The 24,046-nt window shown below is 71.1% G+C and carries 23 protein-coding genes and 1 pseudogene; 12 read left to right on the top strand and 12 right to left on the bottom strand.

From position 1 onward, the window contains the following. Window positions 1–4: 4 nt before the first annotated feature. Together J3P44_RS15325 and J3P44_RS15320 are read right to left on the bottom strand one after the other, a co-directional pair. A complete protein-coding gene (locus tag J3P44_RS15325) occupies window positions 5–439 on the bottom strand; it encodes a barstar family protein (RefSeq protein ID WP_255891302.1) in 435 nt (144 codons plus the stop codon). A gap of 197 nt (window positions 440–636) precedes the next feature. Beyond that, window positions 637–1,008, bottom strand: a complete 372-nt coding sequence (locus J3P44_RS15320) for an Rv2175c family DNA-binding protein (protein ID WP_255891301.1) — start codon at window positions 1,006–1,008, stop codon at window positions 637–639. Window positions 1,009–1,156: 148 nt separating this feature from the next. Here J3P44_RS15320 and J3P44_RS15315 point away from each other — a divergent pair, with 148 nt between their 5' ends. The 6 genes and pseudogenes from J3P44_RS15315 (at window position 1,157) to J3P44_RS15295 (ending at window position 6,771) form a co-directional block, all read left to right on the top strand. Further along, on the top strand, window positions 1,157–1,903 hold the full coding sequence (locus tag J3P44_RS15315; protein ID WP_255891300.1) for a lytic transglycosylase domain-containing protein: 747 nt from the start codon (window positions 1,157–1,159) through the stop codon (window positions 1,901–1,903). 138 nt (window positions 1,904–2,041) lie between these two features. Further along, window positions 2,042–3,991, top strand: a pseudogene (gene pknB, locus J3P44_RS15310) (Stk1 family PASTA domain-containing Ser/Thr kinase); the annotation flags it as partial. Between the two features lie 21 nt (window positions 3,992–4,012). Continuing rightward, entirely contained in the window at window positions 4,013–4,201 is a 189-nt protein-coding gene (locus J3P44_RS25880) for a PASTA domain-containing protein (protein WP_443678176.1), read from the top strand. A gap of 79 nt (window positions 4,202–4,280) precedes the next feature. Next, the gene (locus tag J3P44_RS15305; protein WP_255891298.1) at window positions 4,281–5,180 is read left to right on the top strand and encodes a DMT family transporter; all 900 of its coding nucleotides are present in this window, start codon (window positions 4,281–4,283) and stop codon (window positions 5,178–5,180) included. Window positions 5,181–5,227: 47 nt separating this feature from the next. After that, window positions 5,228–6,265, top strand: a complete 1,038-nt coding sequence (locus J3P44_RS15300; protein ID WP_255891297.1) for an NADase-type glycan-binding domain-containing protein — start codon at window positions 5,228–5,230, stop codon at window positions 6,263–6,265. A gap of 11 nt (window positions 6,266–6,276) precedes the next feature. Continuing rightward, entirely contained in the window at window positions 6,277–6,771 is a 495-nt protein-coding gene (locus J3P44_RS15295) for a GNAT family N-acetyltransferase (protein ID WP_255891296.1), read from the top strand. A 4-nt stretch (window positions 6,772–6,775) separates the two neighbouring features. On the opposite strand, the gene J3P44_RS15290 is transcribed toward J3P44_RS15295, so the two are convergent. The 4 genes from J3P44_RS15290 to J3P44_RS15275 form a co-directional block, all read right to left on the bottom strand. Next, window positions 6,776–7,771, bottom strand: a complete 996-nt coding sequence (locus tag J3P44_RS15290; protein WP_255891295.1) for a threonine aldolase family protein — start codon at window positions 7,769–7,771, stop codon at window positions 6,776–6,778. Window positions 7,772–7,885: 114 nt separating this feature from the next. Beyond that, window positions 7,886–9,262, bottom strand: a complete 1,377-nt coding sequence (locus J3P44_RS15285) for a class II 3-deoxy-7-phosphoheptulonate synthase (RefSeq protein WP_255891294.1) — start codon at window positions 9,260–9,262, stop codon at window positions 7,886–7,888. Between the two features lie 89 nt (window positions 9,263–9,351). Next, window positions 9,352–10,689 carry a metallophosphoesterase family protein gene (locus tag J3P44_RS15280; protein WP_255891293.1) on the bottom strand — a complete coding sequence of 446 codons (1,338 nt, stop codon included), beginning with the start codon at window positions 10,687–10,689 and terminating at the stop codon, window positions 9,352–9,354. Window positions 10,690–10,750: 61 nt separating this feature from the next. Further along, on the bottom strand, window positions 10,751–12,220 hold the full coding sequence (locus J3P44_RS15275; protein ID WP_255891292.1) for an APC family permease: 1,470 nt from the start codon (window positions 12,218–12,220) through the stop codon (window positions 10,751–10,753). A 179-nt stretch (window positions 12,221–12,399) separates the two neighbouring features. On the opposite strand from J3P44_RS15275, the gene J3P44_RS15270 reads away from it, so the two are divergent. Next, window positions 12,400–13,596, top strand: a complete 1,197-nt coding sequence (locus J3P44_RS15270; RefSeq protein ID WP_255891291.1) for a pyrophosphate--fructose-6-phosphate 1-phosphotransferase — start codon at window positions 12,400–12,402, stop codon at window positions 13,594–13,596. 22 nt (window positions 13,597–13,618) lie between these two features. Here the strand turns inward: J3P44_RS15270 and J3P44_RS15265 are convergent, their stop codons facing one another. Both J3P44_RS15265 and J3P44_RS15260 read right to left on the bottom strand, forming a co-directional pair. Continuing rightward, complete coding sequence (locus J3P44_RS15265) at window positions 13,619–14,854, bottom strand: MFS transporter (protein WP_255891290.1); 1,236 nt, start codon at window positions 14,852–14,854, stop codon at window positions 13,619–13,621. 55 nt (window positions 14,855–14,909) lie between these two features. Then, entirely contained in the window at window positions 14,910–15,992 is a 1,083-nt protein-coding gene (locus J3P44_RS15260) for an SMI1/KNR4 family protein (protein WP_255891289.1), read from the bottom strand. A 48-nt stretch (window positions 15,993–16,040) separates the two neighbouring features. Here J3P44_RS15260 and J3P44_RS15255 point away from each other — a divergent pair, with 48 nt between their 5' ends. From J3P44_RS15255 to J3P44_RS15235, 5 genes are all read left to right on the top strand, one after another. After that, complete coding sequence (locus tag J3P44_RS15255) at window positions 16,041–16,880, top strand: DUF1028 domain-containing protein (protein WP_255891288.1); 840 nt, start codon at window positions 16,041–16,043, stop codon at window positions 16,878–16,880. Then, complete coding sequence (gene glpK / locus J3P44_RS15250; RefSeq protein ID WP_255891287.1) at window positions 16,877–18,346, top strand: glycerol kinase GlpK; 1,470 nt, start codon at window positions 16,877–16,879, stop codon at window positions 18,344–18,346. The genes J3P44_RS15255 and glpK overlap by 4 nt, the downstream gene beginning before the upstream one ends. A gap of 79 nt (window positions 18,347–18,425) precedes the next feature. Further along, window positions 18,426–19,172 (top strand): class I SAM-dependent methyltransferase, encoded by a 747-nt coding sequence (locus tag J3P44_RS15245; protein WP_255891286.1) that lies wholly within the window; start codon window positions 18,426–18,428, stop codon window positions 19,170–19,172. Then, window positions 19,169–20,158, top strand: a complete 990-nt coding sequence (locus tag J3P44_RS15240) for a glycosyltransferase (RefSeq protein ID WP_255891285.1) — start codon at window positions 19,169–19,171, stop codon at window positions 20,156–20,158. Before J3P44_RS15245 ends, J3P44_RS15240 begins: the two co-directional genes overlap by 4 nt. Window positions 20,159–20,271: 113 nt before the next feature. Continuing rightward, on the top strand, window positions 20,272–21,072 hold the full coding sequence (locus tag J3P44_RS15235; protein WP_255891284.1) for an NAD-dependent epimerase/dehydratase family protein: 801 nt from the start codon (window positions 20,272–20,274) through the stop codon (window positions 21,070–21,072). Between the two features lie 38 nt (window positions 21,073–21,110). Here the strand turns inward: J3P44_RS15235 and J3P44_RS15230 are convergent, their stop codons facing one another. Genes J3P44_RS15230 through J3P44_RS15215 form a run of 4 tightly spaced genes read right to left on the bottom strand, consistent with a single transcriptional unit; the run spans window position 21,111 to window position 24,021 of the window. Beyond that, window positions 21,111–22,016, bottom strand: a complete 906-nt coding sequence (locus J3P44_RS15230) for a hypothetical protein (RefSeq protein ID WP_255891283.1) — start codon at window positions 22,014–22,016, stop codon at window positions 21,111–21,113. 9 nt (window positions 22,017–22,025) lie between these two features. After that, on the bottom strand, window positions 22,026–22,475 hold the full coding sequence (locus J3P44_RS25570; protein WP_255891282.1) for a GNAT family N-acetyltransferase: 450 nt from the start codon (window positions 22,473–22,475) through the stop codon (window positions 22,026–22,028). Next, window positions 22,472–23,374 (bottom strand): arylamine N-acetyltransferase family protein, encoded by a 903-nt coding sequence (locus tag J3P44_RS15220; RefSeq protein ID WP_255891281.1) that lies wholly within the window; start codon window positions 23,372–23,374, stop codon window positions 22,472–22,474. The genes J3P44_RS25570 and J3P44_RS15220 overlap by 4 nt, the downstream gene beginning before the upstream one ends. Continuing rightward, window positions 23,374–24,021, bottom strand: coding sequence for a response regulator (locus tag J3P44_RS15215; protein WP_255891280.1), 648 nt, complete (start codon window positions 24,019–24,021; stop codon window positions 23,374–23,376). The genes J3P44_RS15220 and J3P44_RS15215 overlap by 1 nt, the downstream gene beginning before the upstream one ends. Between the last annotated feature and the right edge of the window lie 25 nt (window positions 24,022–24,046).

Below are 24,046 nucleotides of genomic sequence, written 5' to 3'. Positions count from 1 at the left end.
CTACTCAGTCCAGGCTGGCGAGACCGGGCACGTCGGGGCCCTCGCCCCTCAGGAGCACCGAGAACGGCATCCCCTTGTCAGCGTTGACCCTCGAGCCCAGCACGCTGAGCGCGACGCTGAAGGCCCGCTGGTCGGCGCGGGCGAGGGTGCCCCAGCCGTCCCAGAGCAGCACCACGCCACCCACGCCCCGGCCGACGTCATGGAGGCAGTCGGCGAGCGCGTCGAAGTTCTGCCCGTAGTCGTCGGGGAAGTCGAGCGCCTCCCCGACTGCGGCCAGGAACGCGGCCTTGCTGTCGCCGGCCGTCCAGCCGTCGACGTGCCCGAACCCCCAGCCGGCGTGCTCGACGGCGTGGCGGACGTCGGCGACGTCGAACGCCCCGTGCCAGCGGTAGATCCCGGGCGCCTCGTGCCCGGCCAGCAGGGCTGCCAATCCGCTCATGCACGTACTCGCTTCGCTCCGTGCGCGCACGAGGCACCAGTCGCGCTGTGTTGGATGACTCGCTCGCTGCGCTCGCTCATGCACGTCCTCGCTTCGCTCCGTGCGCGCATGAGGCACCAGTCGCGCTGTGTTGGATGACTCGCTCGCTGCGCTCGCTCATGCCAATCCCTTCGTCGTGGCCTCGCTCCTACGGTCTATCAGTACTCCAGCACCTGCGCCCGGCGCTTGACCTCGCTGCCGCGGTTCTCCCGCAACGCGTCGATGGGCCGGCCCGGGAGGTTGTCGTCGGTGAAGAGCCAGGCGATGCACTCGCGGTCGTCGAACCTGTGGTCGTGCAGCAGGGTCAGCAGGCCGGGCAGCCCCTTGACCACGAGACCGTCCTGGATGAAGTCGGCCGGCACGCGCGGGCCGGCGCCCGGCTCGGAGACGGCGGCGGCGAGCTCGTGCTCGCGGATCATCGTGCGCACCTTGCCGGGCGTCACGCCGAGCAGCTCGGCCGCCTGGAACCAGTCGAGCCACTCCGGGACGAGGGTGGCCAGGTCACGGTCGGCGAGGGGGACATCACTCATGTCGGAAGTCTGTCACGCGCGACACGCCCGACCCACCCGGCGCCTCGCGCCACCGCCCGCGCATCGCTACCGTCGATGGCTCGTTCGCGCGCTTCCCTCCCGCGGCTCTCCGGACCTCGGGCGCAGCAGACGAGACGAGGAGGCACCCGTGCTCCGATGCTTGCCCCGAGCCAGCTCCCCCCGACCGGCCGCCCGATGGCTGGTCGGCCTCACCCTCAGCGTCGCGACCATCGCGGCGACGCTGGTGGCCGCGCCCGCTCACGCCGACCACGAGCGGCTGCCCGCCGGCCGGACGCCGGTGTCGTACGTCGTCAAGCCCGGCGACACCGCCTCGAGCCTGGCTGTGCGCTTCCACGCGTGGACCGCCGAGCTCATCTCCCACAACCACCTCGGACCCAGCGGCACCCTGCGCGTCGGTCAGCGGATCGTGATCCCCGTCGTGAGGAACGAAGGCCGCACCCCCCGGATGTGGCAGCACCCGGACGGCGAACACGAGTTGGTGCGCCGGGTGATCGCCGGCGCTGCGCGCCACCACGACGTCGACCCGCACCTCGCACTGGCCATCGCCTGGCAGGAGTCGGGCTGGCAGATGGGCGTGGTGTCGAGCGCTCGCGCGATCGGCGCCATGCAGGTGCTGCCGCCGACGGCGCGCTGGATGGAGAACTACGCGGGCCGCCCGTTGGACCTGCGCAAGCTCGGCGACAACGCCACGGCAGGCGTGCTGCTCCTGCGGGTGCTGTCGCACCACACCCACCGTCGTACGCACAAGATCGGCGCCTACTACCAGGGCCTGGGGGCAGTGCAGCGCCACGGGCTCTACGAGGAGACCAAGGCGTACGTCGGCAACGTCGTGGCCATCAAGCGCCGGCTGGAGGACGGGCGCCCGCCCTCCTGAGCAGACCGCGGCTCGCCGCCGGCGGGACACGCGCCACGCCGGAACGCCGCCTGGGCGTGGCCACCCGCGTCGTTTCCGTAGAGTAGGAGCGCCGGATCCTTCCCCGTCCCACTCCGATCCGGCTCTGGAGGTCGACCAGTGGAGCCACCCGAGCACGCCCGCGCGGCCGCGTCCGGCGTCGCTGGCGACCCTCTGGTCGGTCGCCTGCTCGACGGTCGCTACCGCGTCGGCGCCCGGGTGGCGCGCGGTGGCATGGCCAGTGTCTACGAGGCCACCGACACCCGCCTCGACCGCACGGTCGCGGTGAAGGTGATGCATCCCGGTCTCGGTGACGACCAGGACTTCGCCGAGAGGTTCGTCCGTGAGGCCCGCGCCGCGGCTCGGCTCAACCACCCGCACGTCGTCGGCGTCTACGACCAAGGTGACGACACCTCGGACGGGCAGGACACCGTCTTCCTCGTCATGGAGTACGTCCCTGGCCACACGCTGCGCGACGTCATCCGCAAGGAGGCGCCGATGCCTCCCCGCCGTGCTCTGGCGCTCCTGGAGCCTGTCGTCTCCGCACTGGCGGCGGCTCACCGGGCGGGCCTGATCCACCGGGACGTGAAGCCCGAGAACGTGCTGATCGCCGACGAGGCCCATGGCGGCCGGGTCAAGGTCGCCGACTTCGGCCTCGCCAAGGCGATCAGTGCCGACACCCAGCACACCGCGACCGGCGGGGTGCTGATCGGCACCGTGTCCTACCTGGCCCCCGAGCTGGTCGTCGACGGCCGGGCCGACGCGCGCGCCGACGTCTATGCCGCGGGCGTCGTGCTCTACGAGCTGCTGACCGGCAACAAGCCGCACGAAGGCGAGTCGCCCATCCAGGTCGCCTACCGGCACGTGCACCACGACGTGCCCATGCCTTCGCTCCTCGAGCCCGGCATCCCCGACTATGTCGACGCCCTGGTCGCCCGGGCCACCTCCCGTGACCGCGACCAGCGCCCGGCAGACGCGACGGTCCTGCTGCACCACCTGCACCGCGTCGAGCAGGCGATCCGCGAAGGACTCGCCAGCGATCCCGAGCTCGCCGCCGACCTGCTCCCCCGCCAGGCCCCGGTGTCGGACGACGACCCTGCCGACCGGCGCGAGGACACCACCCCCGAGCCCTTCGACGCCGGCGCACTGGCCCTGCTGACCCAGGTCGACCCTCGCGACTCGGGTCTCGTCGACGACGGCAGCCCCGACCGGACGACCGCCCTCGAGCGGCACCCGGTGCCACGGACGCCAGTCCCAGTGGGCGCTGCGCCCAGGCCGTCCGACCAGGCCCCCCCGACCACCGCCATGCCGGTCCGCAGCGTCCCCACGCGGCGGCCCTCGCCCGGGCGGGCACCGAGCCGAGTGGCGCCCGTGACCACCACGGCCCGTCGCCGCTCCGTGAAGGGTCCGGTCAGCCTCCTGCTGGCGGTGCTGCTCGTCGGAGGCATCGCACTGGGCGCCTGGTGGTTCGGCTGGGAGCGCTACACGACCACCCCGGCGGTGCTCGGGCTCGACGAGGCCGCGGCCAGCGCCAAGCTGGAGGCGGCCGGCCTCGAGGCCGAGGCGGGCGAGCCGGCGTACTCCGAGAACGTCGCCGCCGGCATGGTCATCACGACCGATCCCGGACCCGGCGGCAAGGTGCTCGACGGCGGAACGGTCACCCTGACCCTCTCGCTCGGCCCTGAGCGCTACGACGTGCCGCAGCTGAAGGGCCAGACCGAGGACCAGGCGCAGGACGCGCTCGCCGCGACCAACCTCGCCTTCGGCAAGAGCACCGGCCGCTGGAGCGAGACCGTCCCCGAGGGGCAGGTGATCCGCACCTCCCCGAAGGCCGGGACGACCCTCAAGCCCGGCGCCACCGTCGACCTCGTGCTCAGCCGCGGGCGCAAGCCGATCACGATCAAGGACTGGACCGGCAAGTCGTTCGACCACGCGTTGGCCGCCCTGGAGACTCGCAGGCTGAAGGTGTCCGTGGCCGGGGAGGAGTTCAGCGACACCGTCCCCGAGGGCCACGTCATCTCCCAGGACCCCAGCACCGGCACGCTCTTCCGCGGCGACACCGTCTCGTTCGTCGTCTCGCAGGGACCCGAGCTGGTCGAGGTCCCCACGGTGCAGGCGATGGGGGTGGAGGCCGCCACCGAGCTGCTGGAGGGTCTCGGCTTCAAGGTCAAGACCGAGGAGTCCGACGTCTACCTGGGCCTCGGCTACGTCTCCAGCTCCGACCCCGGAGCGGGAGAGCAAGTGCCCAAGGGCTCGACGATCACGTTGTTCCTCGTCTGACGTCTCAGGGTATGGCTCTCAATCCCATGGCCTGCTGCGCGGTGGCCGAGGATTGAGAGACATGCCCTAGCCTTCCCGCGTGAGTCCCGAGCACACCCGGCGTACGACCCTCCTGGCGGCCGCCGCACTGCTAGGCCTGGCGGCCTGCTGGGGCTCGACGTTCTTCCTCATCAAGGACCTCCTGGACCGGGTGCCGACACTGGACTTCCTGGCCCTCCGGTTCACGATCGCCTCGGTGGCGCTCGTCCTCGTCGCCCCCAAGGCGCTCGGCCGGCTCTCGCCCGTGGTGCGCAAGCACGCCGTCGTCCTCGGCGCTCTCTACGGTGTCGCCCAGATCCTGCAGACCGCCGGGCTCGCCCACACCCCGGCGAGCATCAGCGGCTTCGTGACCGGCCTGTACGTGGTGTGCACCCCGTTGCTCGCCGCCGCGATCCTGCGCACCCGCATCCCTCCGATCACGTGGGCGGCCGTCGCACTCGCCACCGTCGGCCTCGGCGTCCTCGCGCTCAACGGGTTCAGCATCGGCTACGGCGAGCTGATCACGCTGGCCTCGGCGGTGCTCTACGCGCTGCACATCGTCGGTCTCGGGGCGTGGTCCACCGCCCAGGACGCCGTGGGAATGACGATCCTCCAGATCATCGTCATCGCGATGCTCTGCACCCTTGCGACGGCGCACGACGGGATCGTGCTTCCCGACCGCGCGGGCGACTGGATGTCCGTGGTCTACATGGCCGTCGTCGTCGGCGCGCTCGGCCTGCTCGGACAGACCTGGGCCCAAGCCCACCTGCCGCCGACGCGCAGCGCGATCATCATGAGCATGGAGCCGGTGTTCGCGTCGTTCTTCGCGGTGTGGCTCGGCGGTGAGGACCTGACGTCCCGGCTGCTGCTGGGGGGCGGGATGGTGCTTGCCGCAATGCTCACCGTCGAGCTCGCCCCCCGTCGCGTGGTCGAGGGCGAGGTCCCGCACATCGCGGTCTGATCCCCAGAGGTGGTCCCCGGGTGGAGCCACCCCCTTATCGTGTGCTCGTGGACACGTGCGTGTTGTGCGGGGCAGAGCTCGGCGTGGGCCGGTTCTGCCTCAACTGCGGGCACCCCATCGGCCAGCCGGCCCCTGCACCGGTCGTGACCACGCCCGACGCACATCACCCCGCGCCCGCTGCGACCCGCGCCGCTCCGCCCGCTGCGACCCCGGAGCCGATGGCACTTCCTGTCCAGGCCGCCGACCCTACCCCTGTGCCGGTGCCGGACCCGCGCGCGGAGACCGCCACGGCCACCCAGCCCGTCGTGCCTCCACCGCAGGAGCCCGACTGGGACCCGCAGCTGGACCTCCTCCCCTACGAGGAGGTCGACGAGCTCGAGAGCGACGACCCGGTGACCGGGCAGGCGTGGATCGGCTGGGTCGTCGGTGCCGTGCTGCTGGTGGTGGTGGTTGTCGTCCTGCTCCGGGTCCTCGGCACCGACGGCGAGGACGAGATCGCGACCGAGCCGACCACCAGCGAGTCGTCGGCGCCGGCCCCCGAGAAGGGTTCCGAGAGTTCCGAGGAGACCGCACCCGAGACCTCCGAGGAACCGCAGGGTGTCGGCAAGCGCATCAACCTGGCCACCGGCGCCGCGTTCGACGTACCGGCCACGGCTCCGCCGACGACCGACTTCGACGGCAACCTCGTGGCCTACGAGGGCGCCCAGATGCACGACGGCAACCCGAGCACCACGTGGCGCATGGCCGGTGATGCCTCCGGGCAGACCATCACCATCACGCTCGCGCAGCCAGGCGTCGTCCAGCGGGTGGGGCTGATCAACGGCTATGCCAAGCAGGTCGCCGGGGTGGACTGGTATCCCAACAACCGCCGGATCCTCGCGGTGACGTGGGGCTTCGAGGACGGCACGACGGTGGAGCAGACCTTCGCCGAGCGCCCCGACCTGCAGCTCCTCAAGGTGCCGCCGGTGCGGACGGGCACGGTGACGCTGACGATCGGGTCGGTCACGCCTCCCGGCAGCGGCACCCTGGGCCGTGACTACACCGCGATCAGCGAGGTCTCGATCATCGGGCAGCGAGCCGGCTGAGCACGACCGCCATGCCCCGGACCGTCATCACGCCGATCACGGACGCGGCGGCCCGACAGCTGGCCGTCGACGTCTGGGTGGCAGCGCGGCTGGCCACCGGCCGCCCACCGTCACCGCAGCGCATGCAGCGGGTGGCCGCCAAGGTGGAAGCGCGGGTCGAGGCCGGTGACGTCGCGCTGCTCGCCCACTACGGCGACCGCGTCGCGGGGATGCTCGTCGCCGAGCCCTTCCGGGACGACGGCGTCCTCGCACCCGCGTCCGGGCACCTCTCGATGCTGTTCGTCGATCCCGCGCTGTGGGGGTGCGGCGTCGGTGGCGCGCTCGTCCGTTCGCTCCAGCGTCGCGAGCACGGCCCAGGGTGGACCCGGCTCTCGGTGTGGACGCGCGAGGAGAACCGCCGGGCCCGACGGCTCTACACCGCCCGAGGCTTCGCCGACACCGGTGAGCGCGCCGCGCTCCACGAGGGCGAGATCATCCACCGGTTGGAGTGGCGCGCCGCCGACTGAATGATCACGCCAGGCGCGCGAAGATCGCCGCGGCCCGCTCGGCGTCGGCCTTCGTGACGTCGAGGTGGGTGACGAGGCGTACGGCGCGCGGTCCCACGGCGGCGATCCTGACGCCCTCCTCGGCGACCCGCGCCACGAAGGCGGCGGCGTCGGGACGCTCGACGACGACGATGTTGGTGTCGACGGTCGCCGGGTCGAGCCCGAGCGCCTCGCCGAGCAGCCGCGCGTGGGCGTGGTCGTCGGCCAGCCGCTCGACGTGGTGGTCGAGGGCGTACGTCCCGGCGGCCGCGAGCACGCCGACCTGTCGCATGCCGCCGCCCATCCGCTTGCGGCGCACGCGGGCCTCGTCGATGGCGTCGGCGGAGCCGACCATGAGCGAGCCGATGGGTGCACCGAGGCCCTTGGACAGGCAGACCGCCAGCACGTCGGCGATGCGACCGTAGTCGGACAGCGGCGTCCCTGTCGCGACGTGCGCGTTCCACAGCCGGGCACCGTCGAGGTGGATCCTGGTGCCGGTGGTGTCCGCCCAGGAGCGCAGGTCGCGCAGGTCGTCGATCGGCAGGACGGAGCCACCCGCGAAGTTGTGGGTGTTCTCCACCGACACGGCAGCGGTCCGGACGAAGAACGGTCCCATGTCGGGGGCGTGGAGCTGCTCGATCGCGGCCAGGTCGACCTGCCCACGCTCCCGGGTCCACGTGCGCATGGTGATGCCGGAGATCGCGCCGTGCGCCCCGAGCTCGGCCCGCGCGATGTGGGCCGAGGACTCGCAGAGCACCTCCTCGCCGGGTGAGACGAGGGATGCGACGGCCAGCACGTTGGCCATCGACCCGGTGGGGGTGAACAGCGCCGCCTCGTGGCCGAACATCGCCGCCACCCGCTCCTGCAGGTCCAGGACGGTCGGGTCCTCGGCGTAGACGTCGTCACCGACCTCGGCGCGGGCCATCGCCTCGCGCATCCCGTCGGTGGGCCGGGTCAGGGTGTCGGAGCGGAGGTCGATCACGGGCCGAACCTACCCAACTGGTCGCGCGCTATGGACGCCTGTTGCCCGGCATGCCGCGCGTCGAGCGGACGTGGGTCCGCTCGAGCACGCGAGCTGGCGGGGTGCGGCGGCAGGTCAGGCCTTGCGCAGCATCTCCGCGACGAGGAAGGACAGCTCGAGAGACTGCACGCGGTTGAGGCGCGGGTCGCAGACCGACTCGTAGCGGTTGGCCAGACCGGCCTCGTCGATCTCCTCGCCGCCGCCGACGCACTCGGTGACGTCGTCGCCGGTGAGCTCGACGTGGACGCCGCCGGGCCAGGTCCCGAGGCTGCGGTGGACGTCGAAGAAGCCCTGCACCTCCTCGATCACGTCGTCGAAGCGTCGCGTCTTGTAGCCCGAGGACGCCTCGAAGGTGTTGCCGTGCATCGGGTCGCAGACCCACGCGACCTGGACGCCCTCGGCCGTGACCTTCTCCACCAGCGGCGGGAGTCCGTCGCGGATCTTGCCGGCGCCGAAGCGGGTGATGAAGGTGAGCCGGCCCGGGGTGTTGTCCGGGTTGAGGCGAGCGGCGTAGGCCAGCGCGTCGTCCGGGGTCGTCGTCGGGCCGAGCTTGATGCCGATCGGGTTGCGGATCTTGGAGAGCAGCTCGACGTGCGCACCGTCGAGCTGGCGCGTGCGCTCGCCGATCCACACGAAGTGGGCCGAGACGTTGTAGGGCTGGTCGGTGCGCGAGTCGATGCGGGTCAGGGCCTGCTCGTACTCGAGCAGCAGCGCCTCGTGGCTGGAGTGGAAGTCGACGCGGTGGAACTCGTCGGGGTCGGCACCGATCGCCTTCATGAAGGTCAGCGCGCGCTCGATCTCGTCGGCCACCGCCTCGTAGCGCTGGCCGAAGGGCGAGCTCTGCACGAAGTCGGTGTTCCAGGTGTGGACCTGGCGCAGGTCGGCGTAGCCACCGGTGACGAACGCGCGGACCAGGTTGAGCGTCGCCGCCGACGAGTTGTAGACGTCGACCAGCCGCTGCGGGTCGGGGATGCGGGCCTCGGGCGTGAAGTCGTAGCCGTTGACCGCGTCGCCGCGGTAGGCCGGGAGGGTGATCCCGTCGCGGGTCTCCTCGTCGGAGCTGCGCGGCTTGGCGTACTGACCGGCGAGGCGGCCGAGCTTGACCACGGGCACGGAGGCGGCGTACGTCAGCACGACCGCCATCTGGAGCAGCACCCGCAGCTTGTTGCGGACGTTGTCGGCCGTGACGCCGGCGAAGGTCTCGGCGCAGTCGCCGCCCTGGAGCAGGAAGGCCTCGCCGCGGGCGACCGCGGCGAGCTTCTCGGTCAGGTCGTCGCACTCACCGGCGAAGACCAGCGGCGGCACGGTCCGGAGCCGGTCGACGGCCGCCTGGACCGCCGCGGCGTCAGGGTACGTCGGCTGCTGGCGGGGCCCGAGCGCGTGCAGCTGCTCGAGCGTGGGGATGGCGGCCTGTCCTGAGGACGTGAGGGACGAGGCGTCGTGAAGGTTCACCACACAAGGGTACGGCTCGACGGCCGTCGCGCCCGAACCGTGACCGACCCCTGAGCGCCGCCCCGTGGATGGGGTGGGGCTGATCGGCGTCAGGACCTGGGCGCGAGCACGCCCTCGGCGTCCTCGACAGCCAGGCCGCCCGACGACGTCCGCCGCGCGACGAGGGTGCCCGTGACGATCGAGGGGTAGGGGTAGCTGATGTGGCCGGGCGCCCCCTGGCTCGACGTGGTCCAGAGCCGGTCGTCGAAGCCGATGGTCCCGCGGAACTGGTGGTTCTCCAGGACGAGCTGGTCGGCGGTGGCCTGCCCGACGACGTACGACGCCTCGCCCCGGTAGAACAGCGAGCCGTGGGAGACGTGCAGGATCTTGTCGAAGACGTGGACCGTCTGGTCGTGGACCTCGCCGCTGAGGTAGACGTCCACGCCACCCCTGACCATGGTCCGCCAGAGGTCCGACTCGGTGCCGTCCTCGTAGACCAGGTGGGTCGAGTTGCGGCTGCGGACGTCGGTCGTCATCGGCGTGTGACCCTGCACCATCACCCACGGGACGTCGGCCCTGCGTGCCCGCCGGAGCACCGTGCGCAGCCACGTGAGCTGCGCCGGGTCGACGGACATGTGGACGTCTCCCCCGCGCCTCTCGAACACGTCGATCGTGACGAGGAGGACGTGGGGGTCGAGGCGCACGGCGTAGGCGGTGGGGCGCGCCGGGCCCCGGGGGCGGTCGACGAACCGGGCCCGGCCGTCCGCGTCGGTCATCATGTGGTCGGCGTAGAGCCGCTTGAACTGCGGCACGTGGCGACGCTTGAAGTCGATCCAGGAGTCGCGTCGCGCCTGCCACGGGTCGTCCCCGACCTCGTGGTCCCCGACCGCCGGGTAGATCGTCAGGCCGTGGGACGTGAAGCGCTCACGGTGGGCCGGGTAGTAGACGTCGGCTGCCCGCCGCCAGGCCCGCAGGCGCTGTGCCTGCGTCTTCACCGGTCCGAACACGCCGGTGCGGGAGTCGTCACGGCCCCACCGACCCTCCACGAGGTCACCGGCGATGAGGACGTCGTCGGTCCCGTGGGAGGCCATCTCGGTGATCACGTGGTCCAGCGCTGCGTCGTACTCGGCATTGGTGGAGTTGGCGACCTCACCGGTGCTCTTGTCGATGAACTGCTCACGCCCGGCCGCGGTCAGGTCGGCGACGTCCTGGTTGAGGAAGTCGGGGGTGGAGATGAAGCGGTAGGCACCGGGAAGCTCGGGAGCGCCGGGCACCGGCGGTCGGTCGCGCGGCCCGCCGCGCTCGAGGGCGGTCGCCGGCTCGGTCGGAGCGGGATAGTCGCCACCCGGTGTGGCGCTCGCCGACGGCGACGGCGGACTGACCGACGTGCAGCCCAGTGCCGAGGCGACCATCAGCACCAGGAGCGTCCCGAGAGGTCGTCGTGTCACCCGCCCACCGTAGACGGAGGGCATGACACGGCCGGCAGGCACCGGCCGTGTGTCGCTGCCCTCAGTGGACGTCGTCCTCCATGTGCTCGATGTCGCGGAAGCCGGTCTTCTTGGCACGTATGCCGCGGTTGGTGAGCCAGGTGAGGGCCCACAGCACGACCCCGGCGAGCAGCAGGAATCCTGCGATCACGTACTGCTCCTGCTGCTCGTCGCTGCGCGCCCATGGCCCGGCCAGGAACGCACAGGTGACGGCACCGAGGTAGGGCAGGAGGGTCGGTGCCGTGAAGTGGGGGTGGTCCTCGCTGCCGGGACGGCGCCGAATCACGATCAGCGCGATGTTGACCACCGTGAACACGCACAGCAGAAGGAGCGCGGTCGTTCCGCCCAGGAGGGCCACGGACGTCGCTCCCTCCTCGGACGCACTCGCCCGGACGACGTAGATGATCAGGCCGAAGGAGATCGCGGTGGTGAAGAGGATCGAGACCCACGGCGTACGACGAGTCGCGTGCACCTTGCCGAGCGTCCGGGGCAGCACGTCCTGCCTGGCCATGCCGTAGAGCAGTCGGCTCGCCATCAGCATGTTGATCAGCGCCGAGTTCGCGACGGCGAACATGCCGATGAACGGGAAGATCGTGTCGAAGGGGAGGTCGGGCGCTCCAGCGGCCACGACCTGGGTGAGCGCCGATCCCTTCTCCGGGTCGGTGAGGTCGCCCACCGGAACCAGTGCCACTGCAGTGATGGACACTAGGACATAGATGAGGCCGGTGGCGCCGAGCCCGGTGAGCATCATCTTGGGGAAGTCGCGGATCGGGTCCTGGCACTCCTCGGCCATGTTGACCGAGTCCTCGAAACCGACCATGGCGAAGAACGCGAGCGACGTGGCGGCCGTGATGGCGAAGAAGGTGTTGCGGTCGCTGGGGCTCTCGAACACGACGACGCGGGAGAAGTCGGCGTTGCCCTGGGTCACGGCGTACAGGCCGATGAAGATGATCATCAGCAGGCCGGACAGCTCGACGAGCGTGAGCACCACGTTGGCCTTGACGCTCTCACCGACCCCGCGGAAGTTGACAGCAGCCACGAGGGTCATGAAGGCCAGAGCGGTGATCAGGATGCCGACGCCTCCCACCTCGAAGCCGAGGTCGAAGCCGTCGTTGAGGAAGCCGGCAAATGCGTTGGACGCGGTCGACGCCGAGGTGATCCCGGAACACATCACCGTGAAGGCGACGAGGAACGTGACGAAGTGGATGCCGAAGGCCTTGTGTGTGTAGAGCGCGGCGCCGGCTGCCTGCGGGTAGCGCGTGACGAGCTCCAGGTAGGAGAAGGCCGTGATCGTGGCAACGGCGAACGCCACCAGGAACGGCGCCCACGCGGCGCCCCCCACCTCCCCGGCGACGCTTCCGGTGAGCGCGTAGACCCCGGTGCCGAGGATGTCGCCCACGATGAACAGCAGCAGCAGCCTGGGGCCGATGACCCGCCTGAGCTCCGGCTCCCGTCCGTTGACGTCGTGCTGAGTGGCTTCCGTCGCGCTCATCGAGACTCCCGTTCGTCCTGCCGCGCGCCTGCACGGTGATCTCACAATGAACCCCACGTGCGGCGGTAGGCAACCACCGCGCGAACCCACCGCGGGCGTGTCGCCACGGCTGGGCGCGCCGGATGACCACTGGGCGGGCACCCTTCCGGTGTTGGATCGATCTAACTACCCTGCTGCCCATGCCGACTCGTGTTGCGCTCCTGACGGCCGGTGGCTACGCCCCGTGCCTGTCCTCCGCAGTAGGTGCTCTCATCGAGACCTACGACGCCACCGACCCCGATATCGAGATCATCGCCTACAAGCACGGCTACCACGGCCTGCTCACCGGCAACAGCATCACGATCGGGCCCGACGAGCGCGCGGGCGCGGCGGTGCTGCACCGTTTCGGCGGGAGCCCGATCGGCAACAGCCGCGTCAAGCTCACCAACGACGAGGACTGCCGCAAGCGTCACCTGATCGGTCCGGACGAGTCGGCGCTGGAAGTGGCCGCGGCGCGCCTGCAGGCCGATGGCGTGGACGTCCTGCACACCATCGGCGGCGACGACACCAACACCGCGGCAGCCGACCTGGCGGCGTACCTGCGCACCCAGGGCTCCGAGCTGACCGTGGTCGGGCTGCCCAAGACCATCGACAACGACATCGTGCCGATCCGGCAGAGCCTCGGCGCGCTGACCGCCGCGCAGCAGGCGTCGCGCTTCGCGCAGAACGTGCTGGCCGAGCACGGCTCCAACCCGCGCATGCTCATCGTGCACGAGGTGATGGGCCGCGCGTCCGGCTGGCTCACCGCGGCAGCGGCGCGCGACTACATGGCGTGGCACGCCGAGCAGCAGTGGCTGCCCGGCATCGGCCTCGACCCCCGCCGCTGGGCGATCCACGCGGTGTACGTCCCCGAGCTGGGCATCGACCTGGCCGCCGAGGCGAAGCGCCTGCGTACGGTCATGGACGAGGTCGGCTGCGTCAACATCTTCCTCGCCGAGGGCGCCGGGATCGACGACATCGTCGCCGACCTCGAGGCCGCCGGCGAGGAGGTCGGTCGCGACCCGTTCGGCCACGTCAAGATCGACACGATCAACCCCGGTCGCTACTTCGCCGACCGGTTCTCCCAGGAGATCGGCGCCGAGAAGAAGATGGTGCAGAAGTCGGGCTACTTCTCCCGCTCCGCGCCGGCCAACGACACCGACCGGGCCCTGATCCGGGAGATGGCCGAGCTCGCCGTCAGGTGCGCGCTGGAGGGTCGTCCGGGTGTGGTCGGCCACGACGAGGAGCGCGGTGACGAGCTCCGCGCGATCGAGTTCGAGCGGATCGCCGGGCACAAGCCGTTCGACGCGACCCAGGGGTGGTTCACCGAGCTGCTGGCCGGGACCGGCCAGGCCTGATCTCTTCCGGCTGGCGGCGCCGTCAGGCCGATGAGTCCGCCCGCTGGGTCACCCGCAGCCCCGCCGCGGGCAGCACCCTCGGCAGCGTCTGGAGGTACGCCGCGCTCAGGAGGGCGACGAGTGCGAGCACCCACCACACTGTCGTCTGCCCGTGGGCGAGCAGCCACGTGTAGGCGACCGGGGTCACCGCCCCGCCGAGACCCCAGCTGAGCTGGAACAGGCCGAGGTAGCGCCCGCGCAGGTGGTCGGGGGCGGCTTCTGCCGCGGTGGCGCTGAAGACCGGGCCGCCGGTCAGCTCGCCGCCGGTGTAGACCGCGGCACCGACCAGCATCACGACGACGGCCAGCCACACCGGGAGCCAGCCGGCGACGACGAACATGGCGTAGCTGGCCACGAAGACGACTTGCGCCAGGCCCATCATGCGCGCCCGGACGCGCCCGGCCATGCGGCGTACGACGATCCCCTGGCCGAGGCCGACCATCGCGGTGTTGAGCGTGAAGATCGCCCCGACCACCCACCCGGGCAGGTCGATCGTCTCGGCGACGTAGACCGGCAGCGCGAAGTTGAGGACCATCATCCCGGCCACGAAGCCCAGCTGGCCGAGCACGAGGCGGAGGTAGGCGCGGTCGCGCAGGACCACGCCCCAGCCCTCCACCGGTGCGTCGTCGTCCCTCGCCACGCGATGGTCCGGCACGTCGAGGAGCAGCACGAACGCGAGGACGAAGGTCACCGCGTTGACCACGACCACGGACTCGTAGGCGAGGTCGGTGCCGATCTGCAGCGCGATGCCGGCAAGCACCCCGCCCACGGAGTAGCCGAGGTTGCGCACCGCCTGGAGGAAGCCGAACCACAGCTCCCGCTCGCCCGGCGCGGAGATCGCGGTGACCACGTTGCCGAAGGAGCCCCAGAACGCCTGGCGGCCCAGGTTGAGCAGGGTCGTCCACAGCGCCACCACGAGCAGCGAGTCGGCCCACAGGTAGGCGACCATCCCGGCGGCTTGCACGAGGTTGCCGACGAGCATCATCCGGCGCGGGCCGAAACGGTCGACCAGGCTCCCGATCACGAAGGCGCCCGGCATCGTGAGCAGTGCCGACAGCGACAGCGCCGACCCGATCTGCACCAGCGACAGGTCGGTCATCGCGAGGAAGTAGAGCAGCGTGATCGGCATGAAGAGCCCGCTGCCGACGGTGTCGGCGACGATGGCCGCCACGAACCTGCGATGCTCCCCGACGCTGGGGAATCCGAGACGGGTCAGCACGTCAGCATCCTCTCCCATCCGACCGACAGCGTCTTGACCGTCTAGGGGCGCGCGCTCACCCGACGGTCCACGGCTCGAAAGTGGCCTGGTCGACGAGGTCGATGTCCGGGTCCGGCGGCGCGAGGACGGTGCCCACGGGCTTCCCGCGCAGCCAGGACAGGAGCACGGACGTGAACGTCAGTTGCTGGGCCGGGCCGGGGTCATCGTGGCGTGGCACCCACGCGATCGGCCAGCGGTCAGGGTCCCCGCGCCGCACCCAGCCGAGGACGTCACCGTCGATGGAGTCGGCGAACGGGAGGAAGTCGTCGTCTCGCCGCGCAACCGCCCAGGGCATCTCACGACGACCTCCCGGGCCCAGGTCGGCAGGCGCGGCGACCCGCAGCCACCCACGCCAGGTGCCGGGCCCGTAGGCCGCGATCAGCGCGAGATAGTCGGCGGGAAGGTCGTCCCGCTCTTCGGGCGGCCGGTGTCCGGCGCTCGGCGGCTGCGGGGGCACCAGCACCTGCAGTGCCTTGAGGCCCGAACCGGCAGTGAGCCCCTTGCGCCGCGGGTCGCTCCTCGCAGCGCGGTCCGGCGGTGTCCAGTACGACGTCGACGCATCGACGTACGCGCGCGCCATGCTCGCCGGAAGCGGGCCGTACTCCGCCCCGTCGGTGCCGCGCACCCCGGTCGTGACGAGCGCCTCGAGGAAGGGCACGAGCGTGAGTCCGGACCGAACCCAGCGCGCGTTGCCATAGGCACCGGCAGCGTGGGCCAGCACGACCACGGGCCAGTCGTCGGGGTCCTCACCCGAGGTGTCCCAGAAGACCCCCTCGCCCCCGCGAGAGGATCCGAACGGCAGCAGGCCGCCCTTCTTCGGATGGAAGACCGGTGCCGGCAGGCCTGTAGCTTCGCAGGCATCACGCGCCTCGGACCTGATTGCTGCGAGCTCACGGTCGAAGGGCGAGTACTCGGTGAACCGGACGGGCGCGTGCAGCCACAGCCAGTCACCCACGTAGAGCGAGCCGAAGCGGTCGCACAGCTGCCGGTAGGCGCCCGGCAACGGCGTGCCCAGCCAGGCTTCGATCCTGGCCCATTCGATCCGGGTGCGCCCCGGCGTCACCCCGGCCAGCAGCTCCGGCACGATCTCCCCGTCCATGGCGTCATCGTGGCAGGCGTACTGCCTCGGGCGGCTATGTTTCCGCACATGACCTTCTCCATTGTGGCCCGCTCCGACGACGGCGAGTCGTGGGGCGTGGCCGTCGCCTCGAAGTTCCTGGCCGTCGGGTCGGGGGTGCCTGCGGCTGCGGCCGGGGTCGGCGCGATCGCCACCCAGGCCGACGCCAACCTCTCCTTCAAGTACCTCGCCCTGGCACACCTCGACGACGGCGCCACCGCCCAGGTCGCCCTTGACCGCCTGGTAGAGGAGGACGACGGCCGCGAGCACCGGCAGGTCGGAGTCGTCGACTCCGACGGCAACGCAGCGACGTACACGGGGTCGGAGTGCTTCGACTGGGCCGGCGGGGTGACTGGGCGCAGCGGCGAGCGCGGCGGCTACGCCATCCAGGGCAACATCCTCACCGGACCGGAGGTCGTGGAAGCGATGGAGCGGGCGTGGCTGGACTCGACCGACCTGCCGGTCGAGCGCCGGTTGCTCGCCGCCCTGGCCGCGGGCGACGCCGCCGGCGGTGACCGGCGCGGTCGGCAGTCGGCGGCACTGCTCGTCGTACGCGACGGGGCGGGCTACGGCGGGCACGACGACGTCGCGGTCGACCTGCGCGTCGACGACCACACCGACCCGGTGACCGAGCTGGGCCGGCTGGTGGACCTCAACGAGCTCTACCTGACCGCGTCGACAGCCCAGGAGCGGGTGCCGATCGACGACGAGCTGATGGCCGAGCTCGAGTCTCTGGCGCGAGCCGACGGCAAGGACAGCTTCCACATGTGGGTCGGCTCGGAGAACTACGAGATGCGCGTCGACTCCGGACCGCGGCCGTCGTGGATCGACCGCCGCATCCTCGACATCATCCGGGACCACACGGCATGAGCGTCCTCGCCATCGACGCCGGCACCACCGGCGTGACCGCGGTCGTCGTCACCCGTGACGGGCACATCGAGGCCAAGGGCTACCAGGAGTTCCGCCAGCACTTCCCCGAGCCGGGGTGGGTCGAGCACTCGGCCGAGGACATCTGGCAGGCCACCCTGGAGGCGACGCGCGAGGTGCTGACGAAGGTCGACGCCGGGGAGCTGACCGCGATCGGGATCACCAACCAGCGCGAGACGATCGTGCTCTGGGACCGTGAGACGCTGGGGTCCCCGCGCCGCGCGATCGTGTGGCAGGACCGGCGCACCGCCGACATCTGCGAGCGGCTGCGCTCCGAGGGCCACGAGGACCGGGTCGCCGAGCTGACCGGGTTGCGGCTCGACCCCTACTTCTCCGGCACCAAGCTGACGTGGCTCGCCGAGCACGAGCCCCACACCTGGGCCCTCGTGGAGTCCGGGCGGTACGCCGTCGGCACCGTCGACTCCTACCTGATCGCCCGGATGACCCGCGGCACCTGGCACGTCACCGACGTCTCCAACGCCTGCCGGACCCTGCTGTTCGACCTCGAGGCAGGCGACTGGTCCGACGAGCTGTGCGAGCTGTTCGGCGTGCCGCGCGACGCGCTGCCCGAGCTGGTGCCCAACTGGGGCGAGGTCGCCCCCACCGAGCCGGCGGCCTTCCTCGGCCTGTCCCTGCCGATCGCGGGCATCGCCGGCGACCAGCAGTCGGCCCTGTTCGGGCAGACCTGCTTCGACGAGGGCGAGTCCAAGTGCACCTACGGCACCGGCTCGTTCATCCTCACCAACACCGGCGCCTCGGTCGTGCGCAGCGACGCGGGGCTGCTCTCCACGGCCGCGTGGCGCTCCCCCGGCGGCGAGATGACGTACGCCCTCGAGGGCGCGATCTTCGTGACCGGGTCGGCGGTCCAGTGGCTGCGTGACGGCCTGCAGATCGTCGGCAACGCCGCCGAGACCGCCGCCGTCGCGCAGAGCGTCGACGACACCGACGGGGTGGTGTTCGTGCCGGCACTGACCGGCCTCGGCGCCCCGCACTGGGACCCACACGCCCGCGGCATGATCATCGGCATCACCCGCGGCACCACGCGCGCCCACCTCGTCCGAGCCACCCTCGAGGCGATCGCCTTCGAGGTGCGCGACGTGCTGGAGACCCTGCCGGAGCTCTCCACGCTGCGCGTGGACGGCGGAGCCGCGGCCAACGACCTGCTCTGCCAGTTCCAGGCCGACCAGGTCGGCCGTGCGGTCGAGCGACCGGAGATCGTGGAGACCACCGCACTCGGCGCTGCCTTCCTCGCCGGTCTGGGCACCGGCGTCTGGGCGTCGACCGACGAGCTGCGCGACACGTGGGCGCTCGAGCGACGGTTCGAGCCCGGTGGCGACCGCGCGGCGCTCGACGCGTCGTACGCACGGTGGACCGACGCGGTCGAGCGCGCGAAGGGCTGGGCGGGCTAGAGGGTCGAGGACGTTTCGACGTCGCTCGCTCGGCGCGATCACCAGTGCAATGACGCTTGTTCGTGCGAGCATGGCGTGCGTGGAACAAGGCTCACCGTCGCTGGACAACCCCGACTACTGGTGGTACCGCACCCGCTCGGATCTGCTGCAGCGTGGGCTGGCAGGGTATGTGCCGGCTGGTGCACACATCCTTGACGTCGGCAGTGCAGACGGGCCAAGCGTGGCCTGGCTCAGGGATCGCGGCTTGCGCGTCGCCATGGACATCGATCCGCGAGGCCTCGGCCCGGGAGACGTCTGCGCGTCCGCCCTTGCCCTGCCGTTCCGCAGCGGGTCGTTCGACGTGGTCGCTGCCTTCGACGTTTTGGAGCACCTCGAGCCCGAGGAAGGAGCCCTGTCCGAGTTCGTGCGGGTGCTCCGTCCCGGCGGAACCTTGCTGCTCAGTATGCCGGCCTACCAATGGGCATGGACCAGCCACGATGACCTCAACCATCACCATCGCCGGTACACGCGAGGTCGCGCCGTCGCCGCAGCCGAGCGGGCCGGCTTCTCCGTGATGCGCTCGTCCTACATCTTTGCCGGCTCACTGCCTGCGTTCGCCATCGCCCGGCTTGTGACACGTCTGAGAGAGAGGCGCGCAGGTGAAGCACCAACCGCCGGCACCGAAGCTCTGCAGCTGCCTGTGATCAGTCCGGTACAAGAACGGATCCTCGACGCTGCCACTGCCGTCGACCGCCGTCTCGTTGCGCGGTGGGACCTGCCCTTCGGATCCTCGGTCATCCTTGCGGCGGAGAAGCCGGCATCGGCTGCCGAGCTGGTGGCGTCATGAGCGACGTTCACACCCTGTCCGTCGTGGTGCCTGTCTACCGTGGGGAGACGTGCCTGGACCAGCTCGTCGATGCCATCGCCCCCATGATCCACGAGCTGGAGACGCCCGGGGGCCGACGAATGAGAGTGGCCGAGCTGGTCCTCGTCCACGACTGTGGGCCAGATCGATCGGACGAGGTCATCCGCGCTCTGGCCGAGAAGCACGACTGGGTCAGGCCGGTGTGGCTGAGCCGAAACTTCGGGCAGCATGCAGCTACGCTGGCCGGTATGTCGTCGTCGGGCGGCGACTGGGTACTGACACTGGACGAAGACAGCCAGCACGATCCGTCTGACGTCGCCAAGATGCTGGACGTCGCGTTGTCCGCGCAGGCCGACGTGGTCTACGGCGAACCGGTGAACGCTCCACCGCACGGCAGCATGCGCAACCTCGCGTCACGTATGGCGAAGCGATCACTCCGCTGGATGACGGCCAACAGCGATGCGCCCCGGTTCAGCAGCTTTCGCCTCGTCCTGGGTGAGATCGCTCGAAGCGTGGCCGCGTACGCCGGTTCGGGGGTCTACCTCGACGTCGCCCTGAGCTGGGTCTCGCGTCGTGTGGCCACCTGCCCCGTCACGCTTGCGACCGAGGTGCGTCCGTCGGGCTACGGACTCCGATCGCTGCTGTCGCACTACCGTCGGATGGTCCTCACGGGAGGTACGCGGCTGCTACGGGTCGTCAGCGTCGTCGGCGTGCTGTTCGCGATGCTGGGCTTCTCCTTCGCCGTGGTGATCATCGGGCTCCGGATCTTCGGGGAGATCCCCGTCGCCGGTTGGACATCCGTCATGGTCGTCGCGCTGATCGGGTTGGGGATCATCCTCTTTGCGGTGGGCATCGTCGCGGAGTACGTCGGGGTTGCGGTGAACATGGCGCTCGGCAAGCCGCTCTACCTGATGGTGGCCGATCGGGGGCAGGGGCCGTTGGGTCGGGAAGTCAGCGACCAGCAATGACCACCCTGCTGGTCGGGAGAGGACTTCTTGGGCGCGGAGTCGAGGCCGCCCTCGACTCTCGAGGCGAGTCGGTGCGTACAGTGTCCGTCCCGTGGGGAAGTCATGAGGACGCGGTGCAAGCCTTGCTCGAAGCGGCGGAGGGTGCAGCGCAGGACACGCCGATGTGGCGACTTGCCTGGTGCGCCGGTGCTGGCGTCATAGGCAGCAGCGCTGCGGATCTGGACGCCGAGGTGGAGTGCTTCGCGGAATTCATCCGGCGCATGCCTCGTCCGCCTGCCGCCGCGTTCATCGCCTCTTCAGCGGGGGGCGCCTACGCCGGATCCCCCGATGAGCCGCCATACACAGAGGCGTCGGCCGCCGTTGCCGTGAATGCGTACGGGCACGCCAAGCTCAGGATCGAGGCTGCGGTCTCCCCGATGAGCGCCGCAGGCACCAGGGTGTGCCTCGGGCGGATCGCGAACATCTACGGCCCGGGGCAGAACCTGCGGAAACCCCAAGGGCTGGTGTCCCAGCTGTGCCTGACGCACCTGAATCGACAGCCGTTGGGCATCCACGTCTCGTTGGACAGCCTGCGTGACTACGTGTTCGTCACCGATGCAGCAGAAGTGGTCTGTGCATGCCTGTCCCGGGTGGCGGCTGAGCCAGCAGGAGCGGTCGTCACGAAGATCGTCGCCTCCGGACAGTCGCGCTCGGTGGGCGCCATCATCGGCGAGTCGACTCGCGCCTTCCGGAGGCGTCCACTGCTGACCACACCCAGCTCGAGGACGGCTCAGGTCCGGGACTTGCGGGTCAGGTCCGAGGTCTGGCCAGAGATCGACCGCCTTGCCCGCACGCCTTTCCTCGTGGGCCTGAGAAGGACCGTCGACGACATCGACAGCCAGCTACGTGCCACCTCGTTGCCAGGCGGTCGCTGAGTCGTAGGCGGACACTGGGAACGCCTCCAGTCCAGAGCTCAGGGCAACCGGCCACGCGCGGCGCGGGCCGCCTCAACCTCGGCCTTGGCCTCCTCGACGGCGTCCTCGGCCTCGGCCTGCACCGCCTCGGCCTCGCCCAGCTCGTCGTCGACCTCCTCGACCTCTTCCTCCAGGGCAGCGATCTGGCTGCGGAGCTCGGCGATCTCCGCCTGCAGCTGCAGGGTCCGGGCCTGGAGCTTCTCCACGGCCCGTCGCGCCGAGCGGTGCTCCTTCTCGGCCTCCGTCAGCACGCCGCGGGCCTCGGCGATCCTTTCGTCCGCGGCCGCCCGCGCCTTGGCGTCCGCATCCGGGTCGGGTACGACATGCAGCTGGGGCCGCTGGGTCGGGTCCGGTGCCGCCGCGGGGCGGGCCTTGGCACTGAAGCCGAGAGCCTTCGGCAGCGCCACTGCCCCGCCGAGGTCCAGGTCGCCCAGGCCGGTGGCCTCCAGTGACGTCACCAGCAGGCCACTGCGCACCGCCCTGCCCGCGTCCGGCTCGAGCATCGCCGCGGTCAGGGTGGCCTCGACCTGGTCGGCGACCGCCTGCGTGGTCTTGAGGCCCTCCTCGCGCGCCATCCGGCGGGCGGCAGTCGTCACCGAGGCAGTGAGCTGGCGGCGCTGCTTGGTGAACTCGCGCAACTGGGTCGCGTCGAGGTTCTCCTGAGCGTCGCGGAGGGCAGCCCCGACGGCGAGCAGCTGGTCGACCTGGTCGGGATCGCGTCGCACGAGCAAATTGACGACCCACGCCGCGACGGAGGGCTTTCGCAGCGCCTTGATCGAGGAGGCCAGGTCCTTGTCAGCCTTGTGCTCCTTGACCAGCGCGTCGCGCGCGGGCGTGAAGTCGGCGAGCGGCAGCGCATAGAGGTCGTCGGCGATCTCCAGGATCGGGTCGGACGATGCGGACATGGAGTGATCCTAGGGAGCCGCGGGGGCGGCGTACTCGAGCTCGGTCGGATGTGGCGGCCAGGGACACTCCTGGCTCTCGCCGCTCGGCGTCCAGCCGAGCGACTCGTAGAGGCCTCGCGCGCGGGTGTTGTCGGCCAGCACCCACAGTCGGCGCGCCCCGGCCGCCTCGGCCCGCGCGAAGCCCTCCCGCCCCAGCCCCGAGCCCCAATGGTCCGGTCGCACGGCGAGGTGGCGCAGGCTGGATCCGTCGTGAGCGGTCAGGGCGACGAGGCCCTGGTCGTCGACGACCTCGACGACGACCTCGGGGTCCTCGAGGAGCAGCACCCAGCGGGCCAGCACGTCGTCGTCCGGATAGGGCAGGTCGCCGAACACGTGCGCGAGGCCGGCACGGCTGGCACCTCGTTCGAGGTCGCGGAGGGCGACCGCGTCGTCCGCGGTCGCGCGCCGCCAGGCGGTCACGGTCGCCCTGCCTCGTCCCAGGCGCGGTGCGCAGTCAGGGTGCGGTCCCACAGCGAGGACCACTCGTCGTCCGTCACGTCGTCGACCGGCAGCAACAGGTCGTCGACCAGCGCGGCCCGCCACTCGTCGTACGACGTGAGGTCGCGCTGGTCGCGCGTCGTCGGGGTGAGGACCTGGTGCACGAGCCCGCGGATGGTGAGCTGCTCGGGGCCGACGATGCGCTGGGCCACCACGACGCGCCGGAACGGCGAGTCGTCGCCGGCGCTCAGAGCGCGGTGGGAGTCGGCGATCGCCGCGGCGGAGTGGTCGCGCGAGGTCACCACGATGCCGCGCAGCACACCACCGGGCAGGTGGCGGTACGTCCACGCCGCGGGGCCCGTGGGCCGGCCCGCTGCCTGCGCGCCGTAGCCGGCGCCGATGCCGAACGACCACCCCTCGACGACGTGGTCGCCCCGCACCAGGGGCAGCGGCTCCGCGAAGCCCTCCCCCAGGCCGGCATCGACCCACCAGTGGCCGCCGGGGTTGTCGGCGGCCGGGAGGCCGGAGACGACGAGCACGAGGTGGTTGAGAGCAGTGCCGAGCTTCTCGTCGGGACGGAACCAGACGTGACCGTGTCGCCGGCTGACCGAGAACCCGAGCTGGGTCAGCAGCCACTCGAAGGCGCCGTTCTGCTGGAAGCAGTAGCCCACCCGTCCCCCGTTCGCCGCTCGGGCGGCGCCTGCGGGGGGCTCGACCGGGTCGGGCCGACCGAGCATGGTCGACAGGTTGTCGTAGGGGATCCGTGCCACGTGTGCCCGGTGGACCTCGCGCAACCCCGCCAGCGTGGTCGGCGGGCGGTCGGTCAGGCCGAGACGGGCGAGGTAGGCCTCAAGGTAGGCATCGAGGTCACTCCCCGTCATCACTCGCCTTCGGTGTCGAGACCGTGCTCGATGGCCCATCGCGTCAGCTGGACCCGGTTGTTCATCTGGAGCTTGCGCAGGGTGTTCTGGACGTGGTTCTGCACGGTGCGGTGCGACAGCACCAGTCGCGAGGCGATCTGCTTGTAGCTCATGCCGGTCGCGACCATCTTGAGGATCTCGGTCTCGCGCTCCGTGAGCTGGTCCCGAGGGTCGTCGGGTGGGCCGTCTGCGATCCGACGGAACTCGCCGAGGACCAGCCCGGCCAGACCGGGCGTGAAGACGGCCTCGCCCTCGGCGACCCGGGTCACCGCGTCGACCAGCTCGGCGCTGGAGGCCGACTTCACGAGGTAGCCCGTCGCGCCGGCCTTGATCGCCTCGAGCACGTCGCCCTGCTCGCCACTGGCCGAGAGGATCAGCACGCGTGCCGTCGGGTCGTGCTCGAGCATCATGCTCGTCACCTGCACGCCGGTGTTGTCCGGCAGCTGCAGGTCGAGCACGACGACCTGCGGCGCGGACGCAGGGAACCGCGCCATCGCCTCGCGCCCGTTGGACGCGACCGCCACCACGTCGTGCCCCGCCGCCTGCAGGTCGCGCTCGACCGCGTCCCGCCACATCGGGTGGTCGTCGACCACCATTACTCGCACCATGGCTCCCCTCCCAGAGATGAGGGAA

Source organism: Nocardioides astragali (genome assembly GCF_024436375.1).
Lineage (GTDB): Bacteria > Actinomycetota > Actinomycetes > Propionibacteriales > Nocardioidaceae > Nocardioides > Nocardioides astragali.
Note: the sequence above shows the minus strand (reverse complement) of the source record. Positions and strands in the feature narration are given on the sequence as shown.

What these genes read in the sequence shown, in the direction of transcription:
- J3P44_RS15270 (WP_255891291.1), top strand. Translation starts at nt 12,400, where the DNA reads ATGCCGACTCGTGTTGCGCTCCTGACGGCCGGTGGCTACGCCCCGTGC.
- J3P44_RS15295 (WP_255891296.1), top strand. Translation starts at nt 6,277, where the DNA reads ATGCCCCGGACCGTCATCACGCCGATCACGGACGCGGCGGCCCGACAG.
- J3P44_RS15255 (WP_255891288.1), top strand. Translation starts at nt 16,041, where the DNA reads ATGACCTTCTCCATTGTGGCCCGCTCCGACGACGGCGAGTCGTGGGGC.
- glpK (WP_255891287.1), top strand. Translation starts at nt 16,877, where the DNA reads ATGAGCGTCCTCGCCATCGACGCCGGCACCACCGGCGTGACCGCGGTC.
- J3P44_RS15260 (WP_255891289.1), bottom strand. Translation starts at nt 15,992, where the DNA reads ATGGACGGGGAGATCGTGCCGGAGCTGCTGGCCGGGGTGACGCCGGGG.
- J3P44_RS15240 (WP_255891285.1), top strand. Translation starts at nt 19,169, where the DNA reads ATGAGCGACGTTCACACCCTGTCCGTCGTGGTGCCTGTCTACCGTGGG.
- J3P44_RS15320 (WP_255891301.1), bottom strand. Translation starts at nt 1,008, where the DNA reads ATGAGTGATGTCCCCCTCGCCGACCGTGACCTGGCCACCCTCGTCCCG.
- J3P44_RS15230 (WP_255891283.1), bottom strand. Translation starts at nt 22,016, where the DNA reads ATGTCCGCATCGTCCGACCCGATCCTGGAGATCGCCGACGACCTCTAT.
- J3P44_RS15215 (WP_255891280.1), bottom strand. Translation starts at nt 24,021, where the DNA reads ATGGTGCGAGTAATGGTGGTCGACGACCACCCGATGTGGCGGGACGCG.
- J3P44_RS15325 (WP_255891302.1), bottom strand. Translation starts at nt 439, where the DNA reads ATGAGCGGATTGGCAGCCCTGCTGGCCGGGCACGAGGCGCCCGGGATC.
- J3P44_RS15275 (WP_255891292.1), bottom strand. Translation starts at nt 12,220, where the DNA reads ATGAGCGCGACGGAAGCCACTCAGCACGACGTCAACGGACGGGAGCCG.
- J3P44_RS15220 (WP_255891281.1), bottom strand. Translation starts at nt 23,374, where the DNA reads ATGACGGGGAGTGACCTCGATGCCTACCTTGAGGCCTACCTCGCCCGT.